The sequence below is a fragment of the Pseudomonas arcuscaelestis genome (assembly GCF_016881005.1).
Classification (GTDB): domain Bacteria; phylum Pseudomonadota; class Gammaproteobacteria; order Pseudomonadales; family Pseudomonadaceae; genus Aquipseudomonas; species Aquipseudomonas arcuscaelestis.
Genome location: NZ_JACOPV010000006.1, coordinates 138,964 through 157,439 on the forward strand (window position 1 = coordinate 138,964; position 18,476 = coordinate 157,439).

General features: G+C 60.3%; 18 protein-coding genes. 9 read left to right on the forward strand and 9 right to left on the reverse strand.

The window, feature by feature from the left end; translation table 11 throughout:
- Nucleotides 1–149 precede the first annotated feature (149 nt).
- Genes hemL through H8F21_RS11125 form a run of 3 tightly spaced genes read right to left on the reverse strand, consistent with a single transcriptional unit; the run spans nt 150 to nt 2,894 of the window.
- The gene (gene hemL / locus H8F21_RS11115; protein WP_203479805.1) at nt 150–1,436 is read right to left on the reverse strand and encodes a glutamate-1-semialdehyde 2,1-aminomutase; all 1,287 of its coding nucleotides are present in this window, start codon (nt 1,434–1,436) and stop codon (nt 150–152) included.
- A 15-nt stretch (nt 1,437–1,451) separates the two neighbouring features.
- Nucleotides 1,452–2,078, reverse strand: a complete 627-nt coding sequence (gene thiE / locus H8F21_RS11120) for a thiamine phosphate synthase (RefSeq protein WP_203479806.1) — start codon at nt 2,076–2,078, stop codon at nt 1,452–1,454.
- 15 nt (nt 2,079–2,093) lie between these two features.
- Nucleotides 2,094–2,894, reverse strand: a complete 801-nt coding sequence (locus H8F21_RS11125; protein WP_136474354.1) for a hydroxymethylpyrimidine/phosphomethylpyrimidine kinase — start codon at nt 2,892–2,894, stop codon at nt 2,094–2,096.
- Nucleotides 2,895–3,159: 265 nt separating this feature from the next.
- Here H8F21_RS11125 and H8F21_RS11130 point away from each other — a divergent pair, with 265 nt between their 5' ends.
- The 4 genes from H8F21_RS11130 (at nt 3,160) to H8F21_RS11145 (ending at nt 9,052) form a co-directional block, all read left to right on the forward strand.
- Nucleotides 3,160–5,142 (forward strand): sensor histidine kinase, encoded by a 1,983-nt coding sequence (locus H8F21_RS11130; protein ID WP_203479807.1) that lies wholly within the window; start codon nt 3,160–3,162, stop codon nt 5,140–5,142.
- Between the two features lie 83 nt (nt 5,143–5,225).
- Nucleotides 5,226–6,878, forward strand: a complete 1,653-nt coding sequence (locus tag H8F21_RS11135) for an acyl-CoA dehydrogenase family protein (protein WP_203479808.1) — start codon at nt 5,226–5,228, stop codon at nt 6,876–6,878.
- A 32-nt stretch (nt 6,879–6,910) separates the two neighbouring features.
- Nucleotides 6,911–8,416, forward strand: a complete 1,506-nt coding sequence (gene amn / locus H8F21_RS11140; protein WP_408004472.1) for an AMP nucleosidase — start codon at nt 6,911–6,913, stop codon at nt 8,414–8,416.
- A 69-nt stretch (nt 8,417–8,485) separates the two neighbouring features.
- Nucleotides 8,486–9,052, forward strand: coding sequence for a pseudouridine synthase (locus H8F21_RS11145; RefSeq protein ID WP_203479821.1), 567 nt, complete (start codon nt 8,486–8,488; stop codon nt 9,050–9,052).
- Here the strand turns inward: H8F21_RS11145 and H8F21_RS11150 are convergent.
- Entirely contained in the window at nt 9,049–9,252 is a 204-nt protein-coding gene (locus H8F21_RS11150; protein WP_045182665.1) for a DUF2788 domain-containing protein, read from the reverse strand. The two genes, H8F21_RS11145 and H8F21_RS11150, sit on opposite strands and share 4 nt — an antisense overlap.
- Before the next feature lie 55 nt (nt 9,253–9,307).
- The gene (locus H8F21_RS11155) at nt 9,308–9,784 is read right to left on the reverse strand and encodes an Lrp/AsnC family transcriptional regulator (RefSeq protein WP_136474359.1); all 477 of its coding nucleotides are present in this window, start codon (nt 9,782–9,784) and stop codon (nt 9,308–9,310) included.
- A 408-nt stretch (nt 9,785–10,192) separates the two neighbouring features.
- Here H8F21_RS11155 and H8F21_RS11160 point away from each other — a divergent pair, with 408 nt between their 5' ends.
- On the forward strand, nt 10,193–10,957 hold the full coding sequence (locus H8F21_RS11160) for a DUF6515 family protein (RefSeq protein ID WP_203584336.1): 765 nt from the start codon (nt 10,193–10,195) through the stop codon (nt 10,955–10,957).
- Between the two features lie 31 nt (nt 10,958–10,988).
- Here H8F21_RS11160 and H8F21_RS11165 read toward each other — a convergent pair whose 3' ends face one another.
- Both H8F21_RS11165 and H8F21_RS11170 read right to left on the reverse strand, forming a co-directional pair.
- Nucleotides 10,989–11,861, reverse strand: coding sequence for a cation diffusion facilitator family transporter (locus tag H8F21_RS11165; RefSeq protein ID WP_203479811.1), 873 nt, complete (start codon nt 11,859–11,861; stop codon nt 10,989–10,991).
- Nucleotides 11,862–11,886: 25 nt separating this feature from the next.
- Nucleotides 11,887–12,306 (reverse strand): polyribonucleotide nucleotidyltransferase, encoded by a 420-nt coding sequence (locus H8F21_RS11170; RefSeq protein ID WP_136474362.1) that lies wholly within the window; start codon nt 12,304–12,306, stop codon nt 11,887–11,889.
- A gap of 117 nt (nt 12,307–12,423) precedes the next feature.
- On the opposite strand from H8F21_RS11170, the gene hrpB reads away from it, so the two are divergent.
- Nucleotides 12,424–14,949, forward strand: coding sequence for an ATP-dependent helicase HrpB (gene hrpB, locus H8F21_RS11175; protein WP_203584337.1), 2,526 nt, complete (start codon nt 12,424–12,426; stop codon nt 14,947–14,949).
- A 166-nt stretch (nt 14,950–15,115) separates the two neighbouring features.
- Here hrpB and H8F21_RS11180 read toward each other — a convergent pair whose 3' ends face one another.
- Entirely contained in the window at nt 15,116–15,784 is a 669-nt protein-coding gene (locus tag H8F21_RS11180) for a YciC family protein (RefSeq protein ID WP_203482387.1), read from the reverse strand.
- Between the two features lie 156 nt (nt 15,785–15,940).
- Here H8F21_RS11180 and H8F21_RS11185 point away from each other — a divergent pair, with 156 nt between their 5' ends.
- From H8F21_RS11185 to H8F21_RS11195, 3 genes are all read left to right on the forward strand, one after another.
- Nucleotides 15,941–16,681: a DUF2076 domain-containing protein gene (locus tag H8F21_RS11185; RefSeq protein ID WP_203482389.1), complete on the forward strand. Its 741-nt coding sequence runs from the start codon at nt 15,941–15,943 to the stop codon at nt 16,679–16,681.
- Nucleotides 16,682–16,782: 101 nt separating this feature from the next.
- The gene (locus H8F21_RS11190) at nt 16,783–17,262 is read left to right on the forward strand and encodes a LabA-like NYN domain-containing protein (protein ID WP_136474367.1); all 480 of its coding nucleotides are present in this window, start codon (nt 16,783–16,785) and stop codon (nt 17,260–17,262) included.
- A 19-nt stretch (nt 17,263–17,281) separates the two neighbouring features.
- The gene (locus H8F21_RS11195) at nt 17,282–17,884 is read left to right on the forward strand and encodes a 3'-5' exonuclease (protein ID WP_203482391.1); all 603 of its coding nucleotides are present in this window, start codon (nt 17,282–17,284) and stop codon (nt 17,882–17,884) included.
- Here the strand turns inward: H8F21_RS11195 and H8F21_RS11200 are convergent.
- Nucleotides 17,881–18,339, reverse strand: coding sequence for an Lrp/AsnC family transcriptional regulator (locus tag H8F21_RS11200; RefSeq protein ID WP_203482393.1), 459 nt, complete (start codon nt 18,337–18,339; stop codon nt 17,881–17,883). The two genes, H8F21_RS11195 and H8F21_RS11200, sit on opposite strands and share 4 nt — an antisense overlap.
- Nucleotides 18,340–18,476: the final 137 nt, after the last annotated feature.

The window sequence follows — 18,476 nt, forward strand, 5'->3', positions numbered from 1 at the left end:
GTCTGGTGGCACATTATGGGATAAGCAGCGCCTACCTTACAAAGTCTTTACTCGATTTTCTGCTGAGCAACCCTCGGTAGCAGCGGGCTGGCCCTGCGATTGTGCTCTGTCAGCCACATCAGTTCGCGGGGCCAGCCCAGTCCAACCGATTAGTCCTTGAGCTTGGCGAACGCGCGCTCAGCAGCATCCAGGGTAATTTTCAGCTCTGCTTCGCCATGGGCGATCGAGGTGAAACCGGCCTCAAAGGCGCTTGGCGCCAGGTACACGCCGCCTTCGAGCATCAAGTGGAAGAAGCGCTTGAAACGCTCGGCGTCGCTGGCCATTACATCATCGAAGGTGACGATGTCGTCGGCACCACTGAAATACAGGCCGAACATGCCGCCGGCCTGAGTGGTGACGAACGGAATACCGGCAGCATCGGCACGCTGTTGAAGGCCGTCAAGCAGGCGGCTGGTGTAGTCGCTCAGCTCGGCGTGAAAGCCCGGGCGACTGATCAGTCTCAGGGTGGTCAGGCCAGCAGCCATGGCCAACGGGTTACCCGACAGGGTGCCGGCCTGGTAGACCGGGCCCAGCGGAGCAATCTGCTCCATAATTTTGCGCTTGCCGCCGAAGCAGCCTACAGGCATGCCGCCGCCAACGATCTTGCCGAAGGTCGACAGGTCTGGAGTGACGCCGTAATGCGCTTGGGCGCCGCCCAAGGCAACACGGAAACCGGTCATCACTTCGTCGAAAATCAGTACCACGCCATGTTTGTCACACAGCGTGCGCAGGCCTTCGAGGAAGCCTGGCGCCGGTGGTACGCAATTCATGTTGCCGGCCACGGGCTCAACGATGATGCACGCTACCTCTTCGCCGACGTCGGCGAGCATGGTTTCGACCGCGTCGATATCGTTGAACGGCAGGGTCAGGGTGTGCTTGGCGAAGGCTGCAGGTACGCCAGCGGAGCTTGGCACACCTTGGGTCAGCAGGCCGGAGCCGGCTTTTACCAGCAAGCTGTCGGAGTGCCCGTGGTAGCAGCCTTCGAACTTGATGATGCTGTCGCGGCCGGTGAAGCCACGGGCCAGGCGAATGGCACTCATGGTCGCTTCGGTGCCGGAGCTGACCATGCGCACCATTTCCATCGACGGCACGATCGAGCAGACCAGATCGGCCATCTCGGTTTCCATGGCGGTCGGAGCGCCATAGGACAAGCCGTGCTCCAGTTGCTTGCGCACGGAGTCGAGTACTTCTGGGTGGCTGTGACCGAGGATCATCGGGCCCCAGGAGCCGACATAGTCAACGTAGCGCTTGTCGTCTTCGTCGGTGACGTAGGCACCTTCGGCATGTTTGAAGAACAATGGCGTGCCGCCAACGCTCTTGAACGCCCGCACCGGTGAGTTGACGCCACCGGGGATGTGTTTCTGAGCGTTGGCAAATAGAGTTTCGGAACGAGACATGATGGGCTCTCTCAATCAGGCAGATGCAAACAAAGCGTTGAAGGCACGTGCGCGGCGGGTGACTTCCTGTGTGCTGTCAGCGCCGAACAGGCCATGAATCACTGCCAGCAGGTCGACGCCGTGGGCGATCAACGGGGCAGCGTTGTCCAGGTTGATGCCGCCGATCGCACAGATCGGCAGCTTGAGTCGGGCGTGCGCTTGCTCGAGCAGGGCGCTGTCGGCGGCTGGAACGCCCGGCTTGGTCACAGAATTGAAGAAGCGGCCGAAGGCGACGTAGCTGGCGCCTTCGCGAGCGGCTTGCTCGGCGAGGTCCAGCTGGGCGTGGCAGGTAGAGCCGATGATCGCCTCGCGCCCGAGCAGGGTCCGGGCCGGCGTCAATGGGCCATCGGTTTGGCCCAGGTGTACACCCACCCCAAGGCGCGCTGCAAGTTCAGCATCGTCATTGATGATCAGGTGGGTTTTGTAACGGGCGCAGAGTTCAGCCAAGGCCTCGGCTTCGCGCAGGCGGCGGGCCTCATCCTGGCTTTTGTCGCGGTACTGAAGCAAGGTCACGCCGCCTTCGAGGGCTGCTTCGACATAGGGCAGAAACTTTCCGGCCAACAGCTGACTATCAGTGATTGCATACAGACCGCGTAGCTTCATTTCGAGGCCTCGAGCTCAGGAACAGAAATCCAGGGGTAAGCGGCGCGGCACATATTGGCCCTTGCCCAGTTGTTCGGCGTCACGCAGGGTTCGCCAGGTGTAGTCGAGGGCCGAGCGTACGGCACTTTGCAATTGTTCGCCCAGGGCCAGGCGGCCGGCCAGGGCGCTGGCCAGGGTGCAACCCGAACCGTGATAGCTGCCTGGCAGGCGCTGGCAGGTCCAGGTGTGTTGCTGACCGTCGCGGCTGTACAGGCGGTTATGGATTTCGTGCTCGTCACCGTGACCGCCAGTGATCAGCAGGTGTCTGACGTAGGGCAACAGTTTTTCGGCGCATTCATCCGCCGTGCCCTCAGGCAGTTCGGCAAGGATGCGCGCTTCGGGAAGGTTTGGTGTAGCAATGGTAGCCAGCGGCAACAGTCGTTCGCGCATGGCGTAGCCGACCTCATCCTTGCCCAGGCGGCCACCACCGCCAGCACGCAGTACCGGGTCGCAGACCAGCGGTAGATGCGGGTGGGCACTGAGAAGCTCGACAACAGTGTCGACCATCGCCAGTGAGCCGAGCATACCCAGCTTCACCGCGGCTACCGTTGAGTCGGCAAGCACGGCATTGGCCTGGGCCAGTACCCACTCGCGGTCGAGGACACGAAAGTCTGTGACATTGACGGTATCCTGCACGGTCAAGGCGGTCACGGCGGGAGCGGCGTGACACCCTTGGGCGATCAGGGCTTCGATATCTGCCTGCAAGCCGGCGCCGCCACTGGGGTCGTGGCCGGAAAGACAGAGGACAACGGGGCGGGAGCTGTAGGTAGTATTCATGGTGCGCGAGCTTATCATCAATCGCTTTTGACGGGTCTGCCCCCGTGCCGGGCTTTTTTGACCAGGCGGTCAAAGCTCTAGGGTGTAATGCTCTGAAAGTGCCGTGCTAGAGCCTTTTGTGTGGTTTTTTAAGTGGCATCTGGCAGCTTGGAAAAGCTATGCTAGAGTGCTCGAATATACCGATAACGGTTACTGCCGGATCGCGTCGCCTCAAACGGACAGGAGGCTGCTGCGACATGACCGGGACAGACCATGCTGGGGCTGTATGCGCTATTTGCTGATTGTTGTGCTGGGCTGGTTGCCAATGTTGGCCGCAGCGATCGATTTTGATGACTCAACCCGCAGCCTGCCCTTGGGGAGAGTGATGCAGGTGTTCGAGGACCGCGAGGGTAACGCCAGCATTGCGCAGGTGAGCGCCCCCGCGTTCAGTGAGCATTTTCGTACCCATTACGCCGACGTATTGAATGCCGGTTACTCCAAGTCGGTGTTCTGGATCAAACTCGATCTGCGTTATACCGCCCCGCCCGCTGCCGCGCCGCGAAACTGGTTGCTGGAGCTGGCCTACCCGCCGCTGGACCACCTGGAGCTGTACCTGGCTGATAGCACCGGTGCTTTTCGCCTGGCCCAACGCACGGGTGATGCGCTGGCGTATGACAGCCGGCAGATCAAGCAGAACGACTATCTGTTCGAAGTACCCTTCACGCCGGGGCAGGCCACTACGGTCTATCTGCGCCTGCATAGCCAGGGTTCGGTACAGGCACCACTGACGCTGTGGTCCACCGACGCTTATCTGGAGGCGCAACCCACGCGGCTTTATGTACTCGGCCTGATCTACGGCGTGCTGCTGGGGATGTTGGTCTACAACCTGTTCATCTACCTCAGTGTCCGCGATACCAGTTACCTCTATTACATCCTTTACATTGCGTCGTTCGGTCTCTACCAGGTATCGGTCAATGGTGCCGGCGTCGCCTACTTCTGGCCAGATAATCCCTGGTGGGCGAACGCCGCGACGCCTTTGTTCATTGGTGCAGCCGGATTATTTGGGTGCCAGTTTGCCCGCAGCTTTCTGCAAATGGCCCAGCACAGCAAAGCCTTCGATGGCCTGCTAAAGGTATTGATGGCCGGTGGTGCGTTGGTGATGCTGTTGTCGCTGGTCAGCAGCTACGGCATTGCCTTGCGCCTGGCCACTGCCCTGGCGCTGCTGTTCACCGTGAGCATCTTTGCCGCCGGGCTGTATGCCTGGTGGCGCGGCTTGCGCGTGGCGCGCTACTTCATTATTGCCTGGACGGCGTTCTTGCTCGGCGGCCTGGTCAACACCCTGATGGTGCTGGGCTACCTGCCCAACGTATTCCTGACCATGTATGCCAGCCAGATCGGTTCAGCCCTTGAGGTATGCCTGTTGTCGCTGGCATTGGCCGACCGCATCAACAGTATGCGCGACCAACAGGCCCAAGCGCTGCGTGATACCGGCCGGGCGCTGGAGGTACTGAATCGGCAGTTGTCCGACAGCAACCGCTTGAAGGATGAGTTCCTCGCGACGGTAACCCATGAACTGCGCACGCCGATGAATGGTGTGATCGGGTCGCTTGAGTTGATGCAGACAGAGCCCATGGGGCACGCATTGGCCCAGTACCAGCACACCGCCAGTTCAGCTGCCCAGGACATGATGGGCATGGTGGATGACATCTTGATCCTTACCGAGCTGCAGGCCGGACGCTTGAGTGTGCAGAATGCGCCATTCGGCTTGCGCAACATGTTGCAGGAGCTGCGCGCCAAATATGCCGCGGCGGCGTTGAGCAAGGGCTTGTACCTGAATCTGGATGTACCGGCCGATCTACCTGAAATGTTGGTGGGCGACCGCCACAAACTGGCCCTGTGCATCAGCTATCTTTTGGATAACGGGATCAAGTTCAGCCACCAGGGCGGCGTTATGTTGCAGGTCCGCGGGTGCTTGCAGGGCCCTGAACTGTTGGGCCTGGCCATCAGTGTCAGCGACACCGGTATCGGTTTTGACCGTTTGGCCGAGCCGGGCATCTATCAGCGATTCTTCCAGGTCGATGGCTCGATGAGCCGCCAGTACGGCGGTCTGGGCATCGGTCTGGCGATCTGCCGGCAACTGGCCGAGTTGATCGGCGCGCGCCTGCAGCATGAGTCAAGCCCTGGCGTGGGTAGCCGTTTCGAGTTGGGGTTGAGTGTTGCCTTAAGCCAACCGCAGGCACTGGCCAGGATGGGGTTAAATCGCGGCTAGTTAGGCGTATTTGTCACTTTGACCGCAGGGGAGGGCGTGATTCACTGAAATTTCAGTCACCTCCAGATCCAGGAGCCCCCCTGATGAACCTGCACCAGTACGCTGAAACCCACGAAGTCACCAATCAGCCGCCATCGCTCGATGGCGCCAATCTGTATCGGATCGACCTGCCTTTGCAGCAATGGTCGCGGCACTTCGGGGCAGGCTGGGCGCAGGACCGCATTGATGCATACGGGGCACTGGCCGGTGGGCCTTTGATGGCTGCAGGCTTTCTGGCTAATCAGCACAAGCCGCAATTCCATAGCCACGACCGCTATGGTCATCGTATCGATCTGGTGGAATTTCACCCGGCGTACCATGACCTGATGCGTACCGCCATCGAGCACGGCTTGCCATCGCTACCCTGGACCGAGCCACGCCAGGGCGCTCACGTCGCCCGCGCCTCGATGACCTACCTGCACAGCCAGGCCGAAGCGGGCAGCGGATGCCCGCTCACCATGACCTTCGCCGCCGTACCCGCGCTCAAGCTTCAGCCTGAGCTGGCGCAGTATTGGCTACCCAAGGTGCTGGCCACTGAATACGACCCGCGCAATATCGGCGACCGGCACAAGGTCGGGGTAACGCTGGGCATGGCCATGACCGAGAAGCAGGGGGGGACCGATGTGCGTGCCAACACCACACGTGCCTACCCGGTGGGGGCTCCAGGGCCTGGTCAGGCCTACGAGTTGGTCGGTCATAAGTGGTTTTGTTCAGCGCCGATGTGTGACGCATTTCTGACCCTGGCGCAGACCGAAAAAGGTTTGAGTTGTTTTCTGCTACCGCGTCACCGCCCAGATGACGGTCGTAACCAGTTCTATATTCAACGCTTGAAAAACAAGCTCGGCAACTGCTCCAACGCCTCCAGTGAAGTTGAGTTTCGCGGTGCCCTGGCCTGGATGATTGGTGAGGAAGGGCGCGGGGTGCCAACCATTATCGAAATGGTCGCCATGACCCGCTTCGATTGTATGGTTGGCTCCAGCGCTTTGATGCGTCAGGCCTTGACCCAGGCAGCCCATCATTGCGCTCATCGCCAGGTAGGCGGGCGTTTGCTGGCCGAACAGCCATTGATGCAAAACGTCCTCGCGGACCTGGCCCTGGAAAGCGAAGCGGCCTTGGCCTTGAGCCTGCGCATGGGGCGCGCGCTGGATCAGCCGGATGACCCGCAGCAAGTGCGGTTCTCGCGCCTGGTTACAGCCGTGGGCAAGTATTGGATATGTAAACGTGCGCCATCAATGATCAACGAAGCGGCTGAATGCATGGGCGGTGCCGGTTATGTAGAAGACAGCATCCTGCCACGCTTGTACCGAGAGGCCCCGGTGAACTCCACCTGGGAAGGCTCAGGTAACGTCCAATGCCTGGATGTGCTGCGCGCGTTGTCCAAGGAGCCCGGTGTGCTGGATGCCCTGTTCGATGAGCTTGGCGATGGCCATGGCGACCCACGGCTGGCCGTACACATTGGCAACCTCAAGGCTGCGTTCGCCGATACTGGCGATGTTCAGTACCGCGCTCGCCAGCTTACCGAAGATATTGCCCTGGGCCTGCAGGCCAAGCTGTTGCTTGAAGCCGGCAATGCTACTGTCAGCGATGCATTTATCGGCAGCCGTCTGGGCGGCAGTGGCCGCGTTTACGGGGGGCTGCCACGGGGTGTGGATGTTGGCGAAATAGTGGCGCGCTCGACCCCGAACTGGCCGCTCTAACATGCGTGCCTTTGTAAGAATATAAAGGCAAGATGGACACATGCATGTCAGACAGGAAGTACATTGTGAGCCGTACTGATGAAGCCTTCGTTGTCGTAGAAACCGCCGAGCAGGCCGTCGATCGTTTGGCGGCCCTGCATGAAGAGTCCACAGGGGCCCTGAGTCAGGCGCTCAAGCGCTATCTCAAGGACCGCACCGAGCCAACCGCCCAGGAACGCGCATTGTTCCGCTACCCGGAATTGCGTCTGACCTATGAGTACCACGGTGAGGTTCCGGCGATAACCCGTGCCTACGCCAAGGTCCAGTTGCCTGGCACTTATAGTGTGACCGTGACTCAGCCGGCTGCTTTTCGCAGCTACTTGCTGGAGCAACTGAAGCCGCTGATGCGTGATTTCACCGTCACCGTCGAAGTGGGCATTAGCCAACAGAATATTCCTTACCCCTACGTGGTTGAGCAGGGCGACGAGCTGGCTGGCAGCGGGATCACCGCTGCTGCGCTGGCGCGGGTTTTCCCCAGTACCGACCTGTCGGCGGCGACCGATGGCATTGCCGATGGTCTCTATGATTGGGCCAATGTCGATCCGTTGCCGCTGGCGCTATTCGATGCGGCGCGGGTGGATTTCTCCTTGCGCCGCCTGGTGCATTACACCGGCAGCGACTGGCGCCATGTGCAGCCGTGGATCCTGCTGACCAACTATCACCGCTATGTTGACCAGTTCGTTACCCATGGTCTGGAGCGCCTGCGCGAGGACCCACGTTTTGTGCGCATGGTACTGCCGGGTAACGTGATCATTGAAAAGAGCATGGACAACGGTGAGGCCCAGGCGCTGGTCGCAGGCGTGGTCTGGCACCGCTACCAGATGCCGGCATATCACCTGATTGCTGCTGATGGCGATGGCATTACCCTGGTCAACATTGGCGTCGGCCCCTCCAACGCCAAGAACATTACCGATCACTTGGCGGTGCTGCGTCCGCATTGCTGGTTGATGATTGGCCACTGTGGCGGCCTGCGTCAGTCGCAGACCATCGGCGATTACGTGTTGGCTCATGCCTACATGCGCCGTGACGGGATTCTTGATCGGGTGGTGCCGCCACACATTCCTATTCCGGCCCTGGCCGAGGTGCAACTGGCGTTGCAGGAAGCCGCAGCACAAGTTACCGGTGAACGTGGAGAGGAGCTGAAAAAACGCCTGCGAACCGGCACCGTGTTGACCTATGACGACCGTAACTGGGAGCTGCGCTGGGCGCAGGAGCGACCGTTGATCAACCTGTCGCGGGCGGTGGCAGTGGACATGGAAAGCGGCACCATCGCCGCCCAGGGCTATCGCTTGCGAGTGCCGTACGGCACCTTGCTGTGTGTTTCGGACAAGCCTTTGCACAGTGAGATCAAATTGCCAGGTTCGGCCAACGCCTTCTACAACCGGGCCGTCAGCCAGCACTTGAAGATCGGTATCGCCGCACTGGACCTGCTGCGTACCGAGCTGCATTCGCTGCACTCGCGTAAACTGCGCAGTTTCGACGAGCCGCCGTTCCGCTGAGGCCCCATGCCGTTACCCCCACGCTCCAAGCCGCGTAAACCCGCGGCCAAACCCACCGGCCCGCGTCGCCTGCCCAAGGCGCCGCCGGCCGAGCCGCGGTTGATTCTGTTCAACAAGCCCTTCGACGTGCTGACCCAGTTCAGTGACGGCGAGGGGCGCGCGACCCTCAAGGACTTCATCGATATTCCGGGTGTCTACCCGGCTGGGCGTCTAGACCGCGACAGTGAAGGTTTGCTGTTGCTGACCAATGACGGCCAGCTACAGGCGCGCATAGCCGACCCGAAACACAAGCTGGCGAAAACCTACTGGGTGCAAGTCGAGGGCGAGCCAACAGCAGAACAGCTGCAGCGTTTATGCGAAGGTGTCGAACTCAACGATGGCCCCACCTTGCCCGCCGAGGCCCGCCCGCTCGAAGAGCCGCAGCTGTGGCCGCGCAACCCGCCGGTGCGCTTTCGCAAAAGCGTGCCGACCAGTTGGCTGGAGTTGGTGATCAAGGAAGGACGCAACCGCCAAGTGCGGCGCATGACCGCTGCGGTCGGGCTGCCGACCCTGCGCTTGGTGCGCGTGCGGATCGGCGACTGGACGCTGGACGGTCTGGATCAGGGGCAATGGCGGGAAGTGCCTGCCAGGCGCTAGACGCCTTCGATATAGCCGATCACTACGCTTTTGATGATGAAGGCGAGGATACCCAGGCCAAGCACGAAAAACAGAATGAACGTGCCGAACTTGCCGGCTTTGGATTTTTTCGCCAGGTCCCAGACGATAAAACCCATGAAACCAATCAGGATGGTGACCAGGATGGTCATCATCCACTCTTCGAACAACGCAGGATCCATCGGTACTCTCCGGCAAGTTGAGGCGCGCAATTATACGCCTCGCTCGCCAGTCTGACTAACGCAGGTGCGTTAACGGTAGCTCGGTGCTGGCCAGAACCTGGTTGAGCACGAAACTGGAGCGCACGCTGGTCACGCCTTCAATTCGGGTCAAGTGCCCCAGAAGTAGCTTTTGATAGTGGTCCATGTCGGGGACGACTACTTTGAGTTGGTAGTCGGCGTCCATCCCGGTCACCAGGCTGCACTCCAGCACCTGCGGCAGGCTGCGAATCGCTGTTTCGAAGGCTTCGAAACGTTCTGGCGTGTGGCGGTCCATACCGATCAGCACATAAGCCGTGAGGCTCAAGCCCAGTTTCTTTCGATCGAGCAGGGCTACCTGGCGGGAGATGTAGCCGTCGTCTTCCAATTGCTTGACCCGTCGCGAGCAAGGCGAGGGTGACAGGCCGATACGTTCGGCCAGTTCCTGGTTGGAGATGCGTGCGTCGCGCTGCAATTCGGCAAGAATACTCAGGTCGTAGCGGTCCAGTTTGCTCATGGATCATGCCTTTTCTGTTTCGATTGCGTTGAATTATCAATCCTTAGGTAAAAATTGCGCAAGTGCTATTTGAATGAGCAATCTTCGCAATCCTCTGCCGCCGCGCTAACCCTATGATTACACCCAGAATCACTGCCCGGACATTAGTCCAGTGCAGCTGGCCTTATCGGGGCAGCTGCGGCCAGCAACCCAACAGGGTTGTGCTCGGCCCCCGGGCTACACACTGTTCACAAGACAGCGTGAGGTGAGCCGACGTCACAAGCGTCGAGCACGGACAAAATTCTCAAAGGGAGGCCTCAGGTCTCCCTTTTTTATTGCCTGCAATTTTTCATCTTCCAGCCGATATCTCATGCCAGAGGGACTGATAGATGTGTTCAGGTCCATTTTCAAGGCGTCGCGAGGAACTGTATGAAGTCGTACATCTGGCATCTGGCCGGTATTGGTTTGCTTGGCACGAGCCTGTCTGTGTTGGCTGAAGGGCAAGGCGGATCGCCGCTGCAATCGCGCCCGGACGAGGTGCGGCAAACCCAGGAACCGCGTACCGGGTACTACCAGGACATTCCTCGACGTAACGATAGCAATCGTCACTACCAGGCGGGCGGCCCCGGGCAGCGTCCCCATGATCAAAGCTGGCCAGGGCGACCGGATGGGCAGGGTAACGGTTGGGGCCCAGGGCCGCAGTATCGGCCGGGGCATGTGATTGATCGGTTTCCCGAGCAGTACTGGCAGGTGCCTTATCGCGGCCACGACTATTTCTATTCCGGGGGCTATTGGTATCGCCCCCAAGGGCCGCGTTATGTAGTGGTTACACCGCCGTATGGGGCGCGGGTCAACTACTTGCCGGACTATGCCCGTCAAGTATGGGTAGGCGACGCGCAGTTTTTTCTGGCGGCGGGCACCTACTACCAATATTTGCAGGACAGCAACGAATATGTGGTGGTCAATCCGCCGACGTCGGGTAACGGTAATGGCTACGATGTTATTGCCTATCCGGCTGCCGGTCAGCGCCCGGAGCAGCTCGACCGTGACCGCTATGAGTGTCATCGCTGGGCAGTGCAGCAGACTGGTTTTGACCCGGCAACGGCCAGCTATGCACCCGCGGCCCAGGTTGCCCACGGGTATCGACGGGCGTTGGGCGCTTGCTTGAGCGGGCGTGGGTATAGCGTCAACTGACGCTTGGCAGACAGGTGCAACCTGTGGGCGCTCACGTCACCGGATCAGCATGCACCAACACTTCTGCCTTTGGGTACTTGCCTCGAATGGCTGCAGAGGCTTGGACACACAGTGCATGAGCCTCAGTCAGGGGTAAATCGCCCGGCAACTCCAGGTGCACCTGTACGAACCAATGACTACCCGAAACCCGCGTGCGCAGGTCGTGGGCTCCATGTACACCGGGCACGTTGCAAACCAACGTCAGCATTTGCTCACTGATGTCGCCGGGCAGCTCTTGGTCCATGAGGATTGCCGAACTTTCCCGAGCGATCTGCAATGCGCTCCAGAGAATGTACAGGGCGATGCCGAGTCCGAAAAAGGCATCCAGTTGTGGCCAGCCAAAACGTGCCAGCACCAGGGCGATGAGGATGCTGCCGTTGAGCAGCAAGTCGGAGCGGTAGTGCAGCGAGTCGGCGCGAACTGCGGTTGAGCCGGTTGCGCGAATTACCTTTGCCTGAAGCATCAACAACGCCATGGTCAGGACCAGCGACAGCACCATTACCGCGATGCTGATGGTCGTGTCGCCCAGCGGTTGCGGATTTTGCAGGCGCTCGACCGCCTGTACACCAATGAGCACGGCACTGACGCCGATAAAAAGCGCCTGGGCCATTCCTGCCATCGCTTCGGCCTTGCCATGTCCGTAACGGTGGTCGTCATCGGCCGGGCGCAAGGCATAGTGCACCGCCAGCAGGTTGAGGAAGGAGGCGACGCCGTCCAACGCCGAATCGGTCAAGCCGGCGAGCATGCTCACCGAACCGCTCAGCCACCAGGCCACGGCCTTGGTCAGGATCAAAATACTGGCCACCGCCAGTGATGCACGGGTGGCCAGGCGTAGCAGGCGTTGGTGTTCAGCCGAAGGAATCATGCTGCCGTGGGCATCCTTTGAGTATTCAGGCGGCGGGCTTGAGGCCGTACATCGCCAGTTGTTCAACGCTACCTTTGTGCATGATCAGGCGCGGATCGTTCAGCGGCAGGCGCTGGCCCAGTTCGCTCTCGAGGATAGCCTGCAGCTTGCTGTTGTCGACCTTGCCGTCGGCTGTGACCGCCTCGTGGAGTTTTTCCGGAGCAACCTGTGCGGTACGTCCGTGTGGCAGGTAAATGGCGCCGGTGGCGAAGTCGACACCAAAGGCGATTAGCCCAGGCAACACATAGAAGAGGATACCGATGGCGTCCATGGCGGCGATTACCGGGTCGATCTTGCCTTCGATCTGACCTCGACGGTCGGGGTAGAAGAGCGTGCCGCAGGCTGTCAGTTGAGTCAGCAGGGTGGCGACCAGAACGCCGCCAATGACACGAGAAGGAATACGCATGGAAATCTCCGAATGAGGGCCACAACGATACAGGCAAACAGCCGGCATCTACAGCTAAGACCATGATAAGCCGGGCTCGGTTCGCCGTTATACTCGGCGCATTGTTTGAGGGCCACCATGATTTCGTTACCGATCGATGCCGTACTCCCCGCTTTGCGCCAAGCCTTGAGCCAGCGCCATGAGGCCGTACTCGAGGCGCCACCTGGCGCCGGCAAGACCACGCGTGTGCCGCTGGCGCTGCTTGATGAGGCGTGGTTGAGCGGCCAGACCATTCTTATGCTCGAACCTCGACGCCTGGCGGCGCGGGCAGCGGCCGAGCGACTTGCCAGTGAGTTGGGTGAGCAGGTTGGGCAGACCGTGGGTTATCGGATTCGTCTGGACAGCAAGGTTGGGCCCAACACCCGTATCGAAGTGGTCACCGAGGGTATCCTCACCCGCCGCTTGCAGTCTGATCCGGCACTTGAAGGTGTTGGCCTGCTGATTTTCGACGAGTTTCACGAGCGCAGCCTGGATGCCGATCTGGCCCTCGCCTTGAGTCTCAATGGCCGAGAGCTGTTACGCGACGAGCCACCGCTGAAAATCCTGTTGATGTCGGCGACGCTGGAAGGCGAGCGCTTGTCCAGCCTGCTGGATGATGCGCCGGTGATCAGCAGCGAGGGGCGCATGTACCCGGTGGATGTACGCTGGGGGCGGCCATTTCAGCCAGGCGAGTTCATCGAGCCACGGGTCCTCGATGCTGTATTGCAGGCCATTGCTGATGAACACGGCAGTGTTCTGGTGTTTCTGCCTGGCCAGGCGGAAATTCGCCGGGTACATCAGTCTCTGCACGATGCCTTGGGCGCGCGCGAAGACATACTGCTGTGTCCTTTGTACGGCGAGTTGGACCTCAACGCACAGCGTGCCGCCATTGATGCTGCGCCCGCCGGCAAGCGCAAGATCGTACTGGCGACAAATATTGCCGAAACCAGCCTGACTATCGATGGGGTGCGGGTGGTGGTCGACGCCGGGCTGACACGGGTGCCGCGTTTCGATCCTGGCAGCGGTATGACTCGTCTGGATACCCAACGTATTTCCCGGGCCAGTGCCATCCAGCGCGCCGGTCGTGCCGGGCGGCTTGAACCGGGGGTGTGCTACCCACTGTGGTCCGAAGCCCAGCACGATCAACTGGCCGCCTACGGCAGCGCCGAAATCCTGCAGGCCGACCTTGCAGGGCTCGCCCTGCAACTGGCCCGTTGGGGCGTTACCCCGGAGCAGTTGAGTTGGCTTGATCAGCCGCCGCCTGCCGCTTATGCCCAAGCGCTGGACTTGTTGCAGCGTCTGGGAGCATTCAGGGCCGACAGCCCGGACAGTCTAAGTACTCATGGTCAGGCCATGGCCGAGCTACCTGCGCATCCGCGAATCGCTCATCTGCTACTGCGTGGCCAGGATATGGGCTTGGCGGACATGGCTTGCGACGTGGCCGCCTTGCTTGGCGAGCGCGACATCTTGCGCGGTGGCGGCGCCGACCTGCACAGTCGCCTGGCGTTGCTCAGCGGTGAAACGCGCGCAACAAAGGGTGGGCAGGGCGCAGTCCAGCGTGCTCGGCAGCTGGCGCGTCAATACCGCGGCTACCTGCGCGGCAAACCCGGTTCAGCAGTTGCCGATCCCGAACATTCACGCTGGCTTGGCGCCTTGTTGGCGCTGGCTTACCCGGACCGGGTTGCCCAGCAGCGGCGTGCCGGAGGCGGTGAGTATCGTCTGGCCAACGGCCGTGCGGCACTGTTTGCCGAGCCGGACGCATTGATGAAGTGTGCCTGGTTGGTGATAGCGGATTTGGGCAGTCGTCAGGGGCAGCGCGAAGAGCGAATCTACCTGGCCGCCGAGTTTGATCCGGCATTGTTCGACGGGGTCCTGGCCGAGCAAGTCCGTAGCCTGGATATTCTCGATTGGGATGAGCGCGAAAATGTGCTGCGCGCCGAGCGTCAGCGCAAGGTGGGTGAGCTGGTGCTCAGTCGCGAAGCGCTGACTGGGCTGGATGAGGCTGCCCGCGCCCGGGCGCTGCTCGACCTTGTTCGACGCAAGGGCCTGGAGCTGTTGTCGTGGACCCCGGAACTGCGGCAGTGGCAGGCGCGCATTGCCCTGCTGCGCCAACTGGACATGCAGGCTGGCAATGGCAGCGAGTGGCCGGACTTGAGCGACGCTGCCTTGCTGGCGACGTTGCAGGACTGGTTGCAACCGTACTTGGGCAAAGTTACACGGCTTAGCCATTTTTCCCAGCTCGACTTGTCGTCAATACTGCGTAACCTGCTGCCCTGGCCGTTGCCTCAGCGCCTGGATGAGTGGGCGCCGGTACACTTGAGTGTCCCCTCTGGCTCGAATATCCGCCTGGATTACAGCGCACACCCGCCGATTCTTGCTGTGCGCCTGCAAGAGCTGTTCGGCTTGGCTGACACCCCGCGCATCGCCCAGGGTCGACAGCAGGTGTTGTTGCACCTGTTGTCACCCGCGCGGCGCCCAGTCCAGGTGACTCAAGACCTCGCCAATTTCTGGCGTACAACCTATGCCGAAGTGAAGAAGGACTTGAAAGGGCGCTATCCCAAACACTACTGGCCGGACGATCCCCTGGTGGCAGAGGCTACGGCGCGAGCCAAGCCGCGCAAGTGAGTCTGATCAGTCGATTCGCCTGATCAGAAATCGAGGCCCTCGATGGTCGCGCCATCGGCAAATCAATCCACCGGGATCTGGAAATGTTGAAGTGCAGGCGATTTTCGGTTTGCCAATGAAAATCGAAGGTTAGCAATGGCGGCTCTTGATTGCCGCCTGCTTGGGTTCAGGGCGTAGGGGGCTTGCCCTCAGGTTCGCTAACCAGCATGAACAGGCGGAACATCACCACGGTGCTGAACAGCTGCAGGAAACTGTTGGCGCTATCAAGCACCAGTTCGAGCACGGGCGCAGGTTCCGGAATCAGCATCTGGCTCAAGCCGTCGATCAACCACAACGGGGCGAGAACACCGAGAATGCAGGTGAAGATGCGCCAGAAATTGCCGTTGGCCATTTGAAAGCTTTCGCGCATGGCGGCAATCGGCGGCAGGCCGCGCAATACCAGCAGGTATTCGGCGAACACCAGATTGATCATCACCCAGATGCCCGGAATGATGAACAGCGCCGCGCCGGCCATGATCAACAGTGAGCTGAGCATGACCATCAACGCGAACGACGGCCACAAGCGCAGGGCCATTGCCAGCAGGTTGCGCTTGAGCGGGGTGTAACCGTTACTGCGCGTGTCGAGGTAAAGAATCAGCGCAGCGCTGTACAGTGGATAGAACAACAGGCTGGCGAGCATGCCGTAGGCCTGTGATGCGTCTTTACCCAGTTGCTGGTAGAGCAGCTGGGTGAAGAGTGCTTCGAGCACCACCAGAGGCAAGCAAAGCTGGGCGATGCTCAGCAGGTGGCGGCGGAAGAAATACAGGGAGTCACGCAGAACGCTTAGCGGATTCATCGGTCGATAATCGTGTTGGAAAAAATGCAGGGCGTAACTTTAGCCCACTCGGCACCCAACCTGAAAAAAGTTTAATTGCGCCTTGTGTTGATTCCACGGCCTTGGCACCCCATTTTCAGTGAACTTGAATTCCCCGGCTCTTGCGTGAGGTTGCCCATGAACAGTGAAGAACAAACCCTGATCGACGGCTTGTTTGGCCGACTCAGACAAGCCGAAGACCCGGCCGTCCCACGTGATAGCCAGGCCCAGGCGCGTATTGCTGAACATCTGCAGCAGCAACCGGCGGCACCCTACTACATGGCCCAGGCGATTCTGGTTCAGGAGGCTGCGCTCAAGCGCCTGGATGAGCAGAACAAGCAATTGCAGGCCGAACTGAAGCAGGCCAAGGCGCAGGTGGCCGCCGCGCCAAGCAACAACAGCGGTTTTCTGTCGAATATCTTCGGCAGTGGCACACGCGATCCTCAGCCTCAGCAGTCTCAAGCCCCGGCAAGTAGCTCGGCGGGTGGTGGCTGGCGTGAGCCGTCACGCTCGTTCAACCAACCAGGCGTTGCTCCCCAGCAAGGTTTCAATGCCGCACCCGCCCAGGCGCCGGCTCGTGGCGGGGCCAGCAGTTTTCTCGGCGGGGCATTGCAAACGGCTGCCGGTGTCGCTGGTGGGGTGATGTTGGCGCAGGGAATCAGCAGCCTGTTCAACAGTCACTCGCAGCCACAAGAGGTGGCCGAGGTGATCAAGGAAGAGCCACAACCTGCCAGCGATAGCGGCGGTTGGGGGAGTAACGACGATCAGCGCCTGAGCGCTGACAACGGCAACTATGGCAACGATCAGGGTGGTTTCATGGACACTGATTACGGCAGCGATGAGGGTGGATTCTTCGACGGTGATGACAGCTTCGTCTGACTCTGCATACCCGCACCGCCTCCAGGCTGGCATACTGGGCGCCGAAACGGCCCCGGTGTGCGGAGGCCGGCGATAGCGCCACGGCGCCATGAGGAAGAACGGTGAAGAAGATCGCGGTGTTCGCCGACGTGCAAAACCTCTACTACACCGTGCGCCAGGCCTATGGCTGTCATTTCAACTACGCGGCGCTGTGGGCGGATATCAGCCAGCGTGGGCAGATTGTCGAGGCGGTTGCCTATGCGATCGATCGCGGCGACAGCAAGCAGCAGCAGTTTCAGCAGATTCTGCGCAACCTCGGTTTTACGGTAAAACTCAAACCCTATATTCAACGTAGCGATGGCTCGGCAAAGGGCGATTGGGACGTGGGTATCACCCTGGATGTGATCGACGCTGCGGCACGGGTCGACGAAGTCGTTCTGGCCTCTGGCGACGGGGACTTCGACCTGCTGCTCGAGCGGGTCATCAGCCGCCACGGTATCGAAGCTATTGCCTACGGCGTTCCTGGCCTTACCGCCAACTCATTGATCCGCGCTGCCACCCGCTATGTGCCCATCGAGGGCGGTCTGTTGCTTCGGCACTAGGTTTTACAGAGGTTTTGTTTTGGAACGTATTGCTGTCATCGACTTTGAAACCACCGGGATTTCACCCGGTGCCAATTGCCGCGCCACGGAAGTGGCAGTGGTCATGCTTGAGCGCGGGCGTATTGTAGAGCGCTACCAGAGCTTGATGAATGCAGGGCTCCCGGTTCCCGCCTTTGTTGCCGGGCTGACGGGCATCACCACTGCCATGCTGCGTACCGCGCCACCCATTGCGCGGGTGATGAATGAAGTGGCCGAATTTGTCGGTGACACCCCAATGCTTGCCCACAATGCCTCGTTCGACCAGAAGTTCTGGGAGTACGAGCTTACCCAAGTAGGGCGTCGCAGCAGCCAGCGTTTTGCCTGTTCCATGCTTTTGGCGCGCCGCTTGATGCCCGCTGCGCCCAACCATAAGCTTGGCACGTTGACCCGCTGGGCGGGGCTGCCGGATACCGGCACTGCGCACCGGGCCATGGCGGATGCGGAAATGGCCGCCAACCTGGCCCAGCACCTGGCCGGGCAACTGCGTGAACAAGGGGTGAATGCGGTCTCCCACCAATTGTTCTGCAGCTTGCAGAAGGTTCCGGCAGCAAAGATCGCTGAGGCGCTGAAAACCTACCGTTAGTTTTTTTTGCCGTTGTGCTCAAGATGGCCCAGCGGCAAACGCCGATCTGCCGCACTGGAAAGAATGATCGAGGTCTTGCTGAAGCCGAACTGGGCGATGCGGTCGATCAATGCTTCAAGCTCCGGCATTGAGCCCACGGCCGCCTGCATGATCACGCAGGGGTCGCCGGTTACCCGGTGGCATTCGGTCAGTTGCGGAATCTGGGTAAGTTCTTCATACGTCTTCTGGTTGCCGTGATTGGCCAGGCGCAGCTCGATCACGCAACGGATCGGCAGGCCGATCTTCTCTAAATCCACCTTGGCCTGATAACCCGTGATCACGCCACTGCTCTCCAGTTTGGCAACCCTTTCGGCGACCGCCGGGGCGGACAGATTGACCTTGCGTGCGAGCTCTGCAAACGAGGCACGGCCATTTTCCAGCAAGGCGCTGAGGAGCATTCGATCGTACTTGTCCATGGGTTTCCTGAAACCAATAGCGAATCAAAGGTAGGCGGTTGTAAGAACCGTTGTTTCAAAAGTGTATGGCCCATTTAAACAGCTTTTGTAACTTAAGTTTATTCACGTGCCTTTCTAAACTAATCCCCCCTCTACCA

Excerpts from the sequence above, each read along its gene's own strand:
- hemL (WP_203479805.1), bottom strand. The coding sequence starts at position 1,436 with ATGTCTCGTTCCGAAACTCTATTTGCCAACGCTCAGAAACACATCCCC.
- thiE (WP_203479806.1), bottom strand. The coding sequence starts at position 2,078 with ATGAAGCTACGCGGTCTGTATGCAATCACTGATAGTCAGCTGTTGGCC.
- H8F21_RS11125 (WP_136474354.1), bottom strand. The coding sequence starts at position 2,894 with ATGAATACTACCTACAGCTCCCGCCCCGTTGTCCTCTGTCTTTCCGGC.
- H8F21_RS11130 (WP_203479807.1), top strand. The coding sequence starts at position 3,160 with ATGCGCTATTTGCTGATTGTTGTGCTGGGCTGGTTGCCAATGTTGGCC.
- H8F21_RS11135 (WP_203479808.1), top strand. The coding sequence starts at position 5,226 with ATGAACCTGCACCAGTACGCTGAAACCCACGAAGTCACCAATCAGCCG.
- amn (WP_408004472.1), top strand. The coding sequence starts at position 6,911 with ATGGACACATGCATGTCAGACAGGAAGTACATTGTGAGCCGTACTGAT.
- H8F21_RS11150 (WP_045182665.1), bottom strand. The coding sequence starts at position 9,252 with ATGGATCCTGCGTTGTTCGAAGAGTGGATGATGACCATCCTGGTCACC.
- H8F21_RS11155 (WP_136474359.1), bottom strand. The coding sequence starts at position 9,784 with ATGAGCAAACTGGACCGCTACGACCTGAGTATTCTTGCCGAATTGCAG.
- H8F21_RS11160 (WP_203584336.1), top strand. The coding sequence starts at position 10,193 with ATGAAGTCGTACATCTGGCATCTGGCCGGTATTGGTTTGCTTGGCACG.
- H8F21_RS11165 (WP_203479811.1), bottom strand. The coding sequence starts at position 11,861 with ATGATTCCTTCGGCTGAACACCAACGCCTGCTACGCCTGGCCACCCGT.
- H8F21_RS11170 (WP_136474362.1), bottom strand. The coding sequence starts at position 12,306 with ATGCGTATTCCTTCTCGTGTCATTGGCGGCGTTCTGGTCGCCACCCTG.
- hrpB (WP_203584337.1), top strand. The coding sequence starts at position 12,424 with ATGATTTCGTTACCGATCGATGCCGTACTCCCCGCTTTGCGCCAAGCC.
- H8F21_RS11180 (WP_203482387.1), bottom strand. The coding sequence starts at position 15,784 with ATGAATCCGCTAAGCGTTCTGCGTGACTCCCTGTATTTCTTCCGCCGC.
- H8F21_RS11185 (WP_203482389.1), top strand. The coding sequence starts at position 15,941 with ATGAACAGTGAAGAACAAACCCTGATCGACGGCTTGTTTGGCCGACTC.
- H8F21_RS11200 (WP_203482393.1), bottom strand. The coding sequence starts at position 18,339 with ATGGACAAGTACGATCGAATGCTCCTCAGCGCCTTGCTGGAAAATGGC.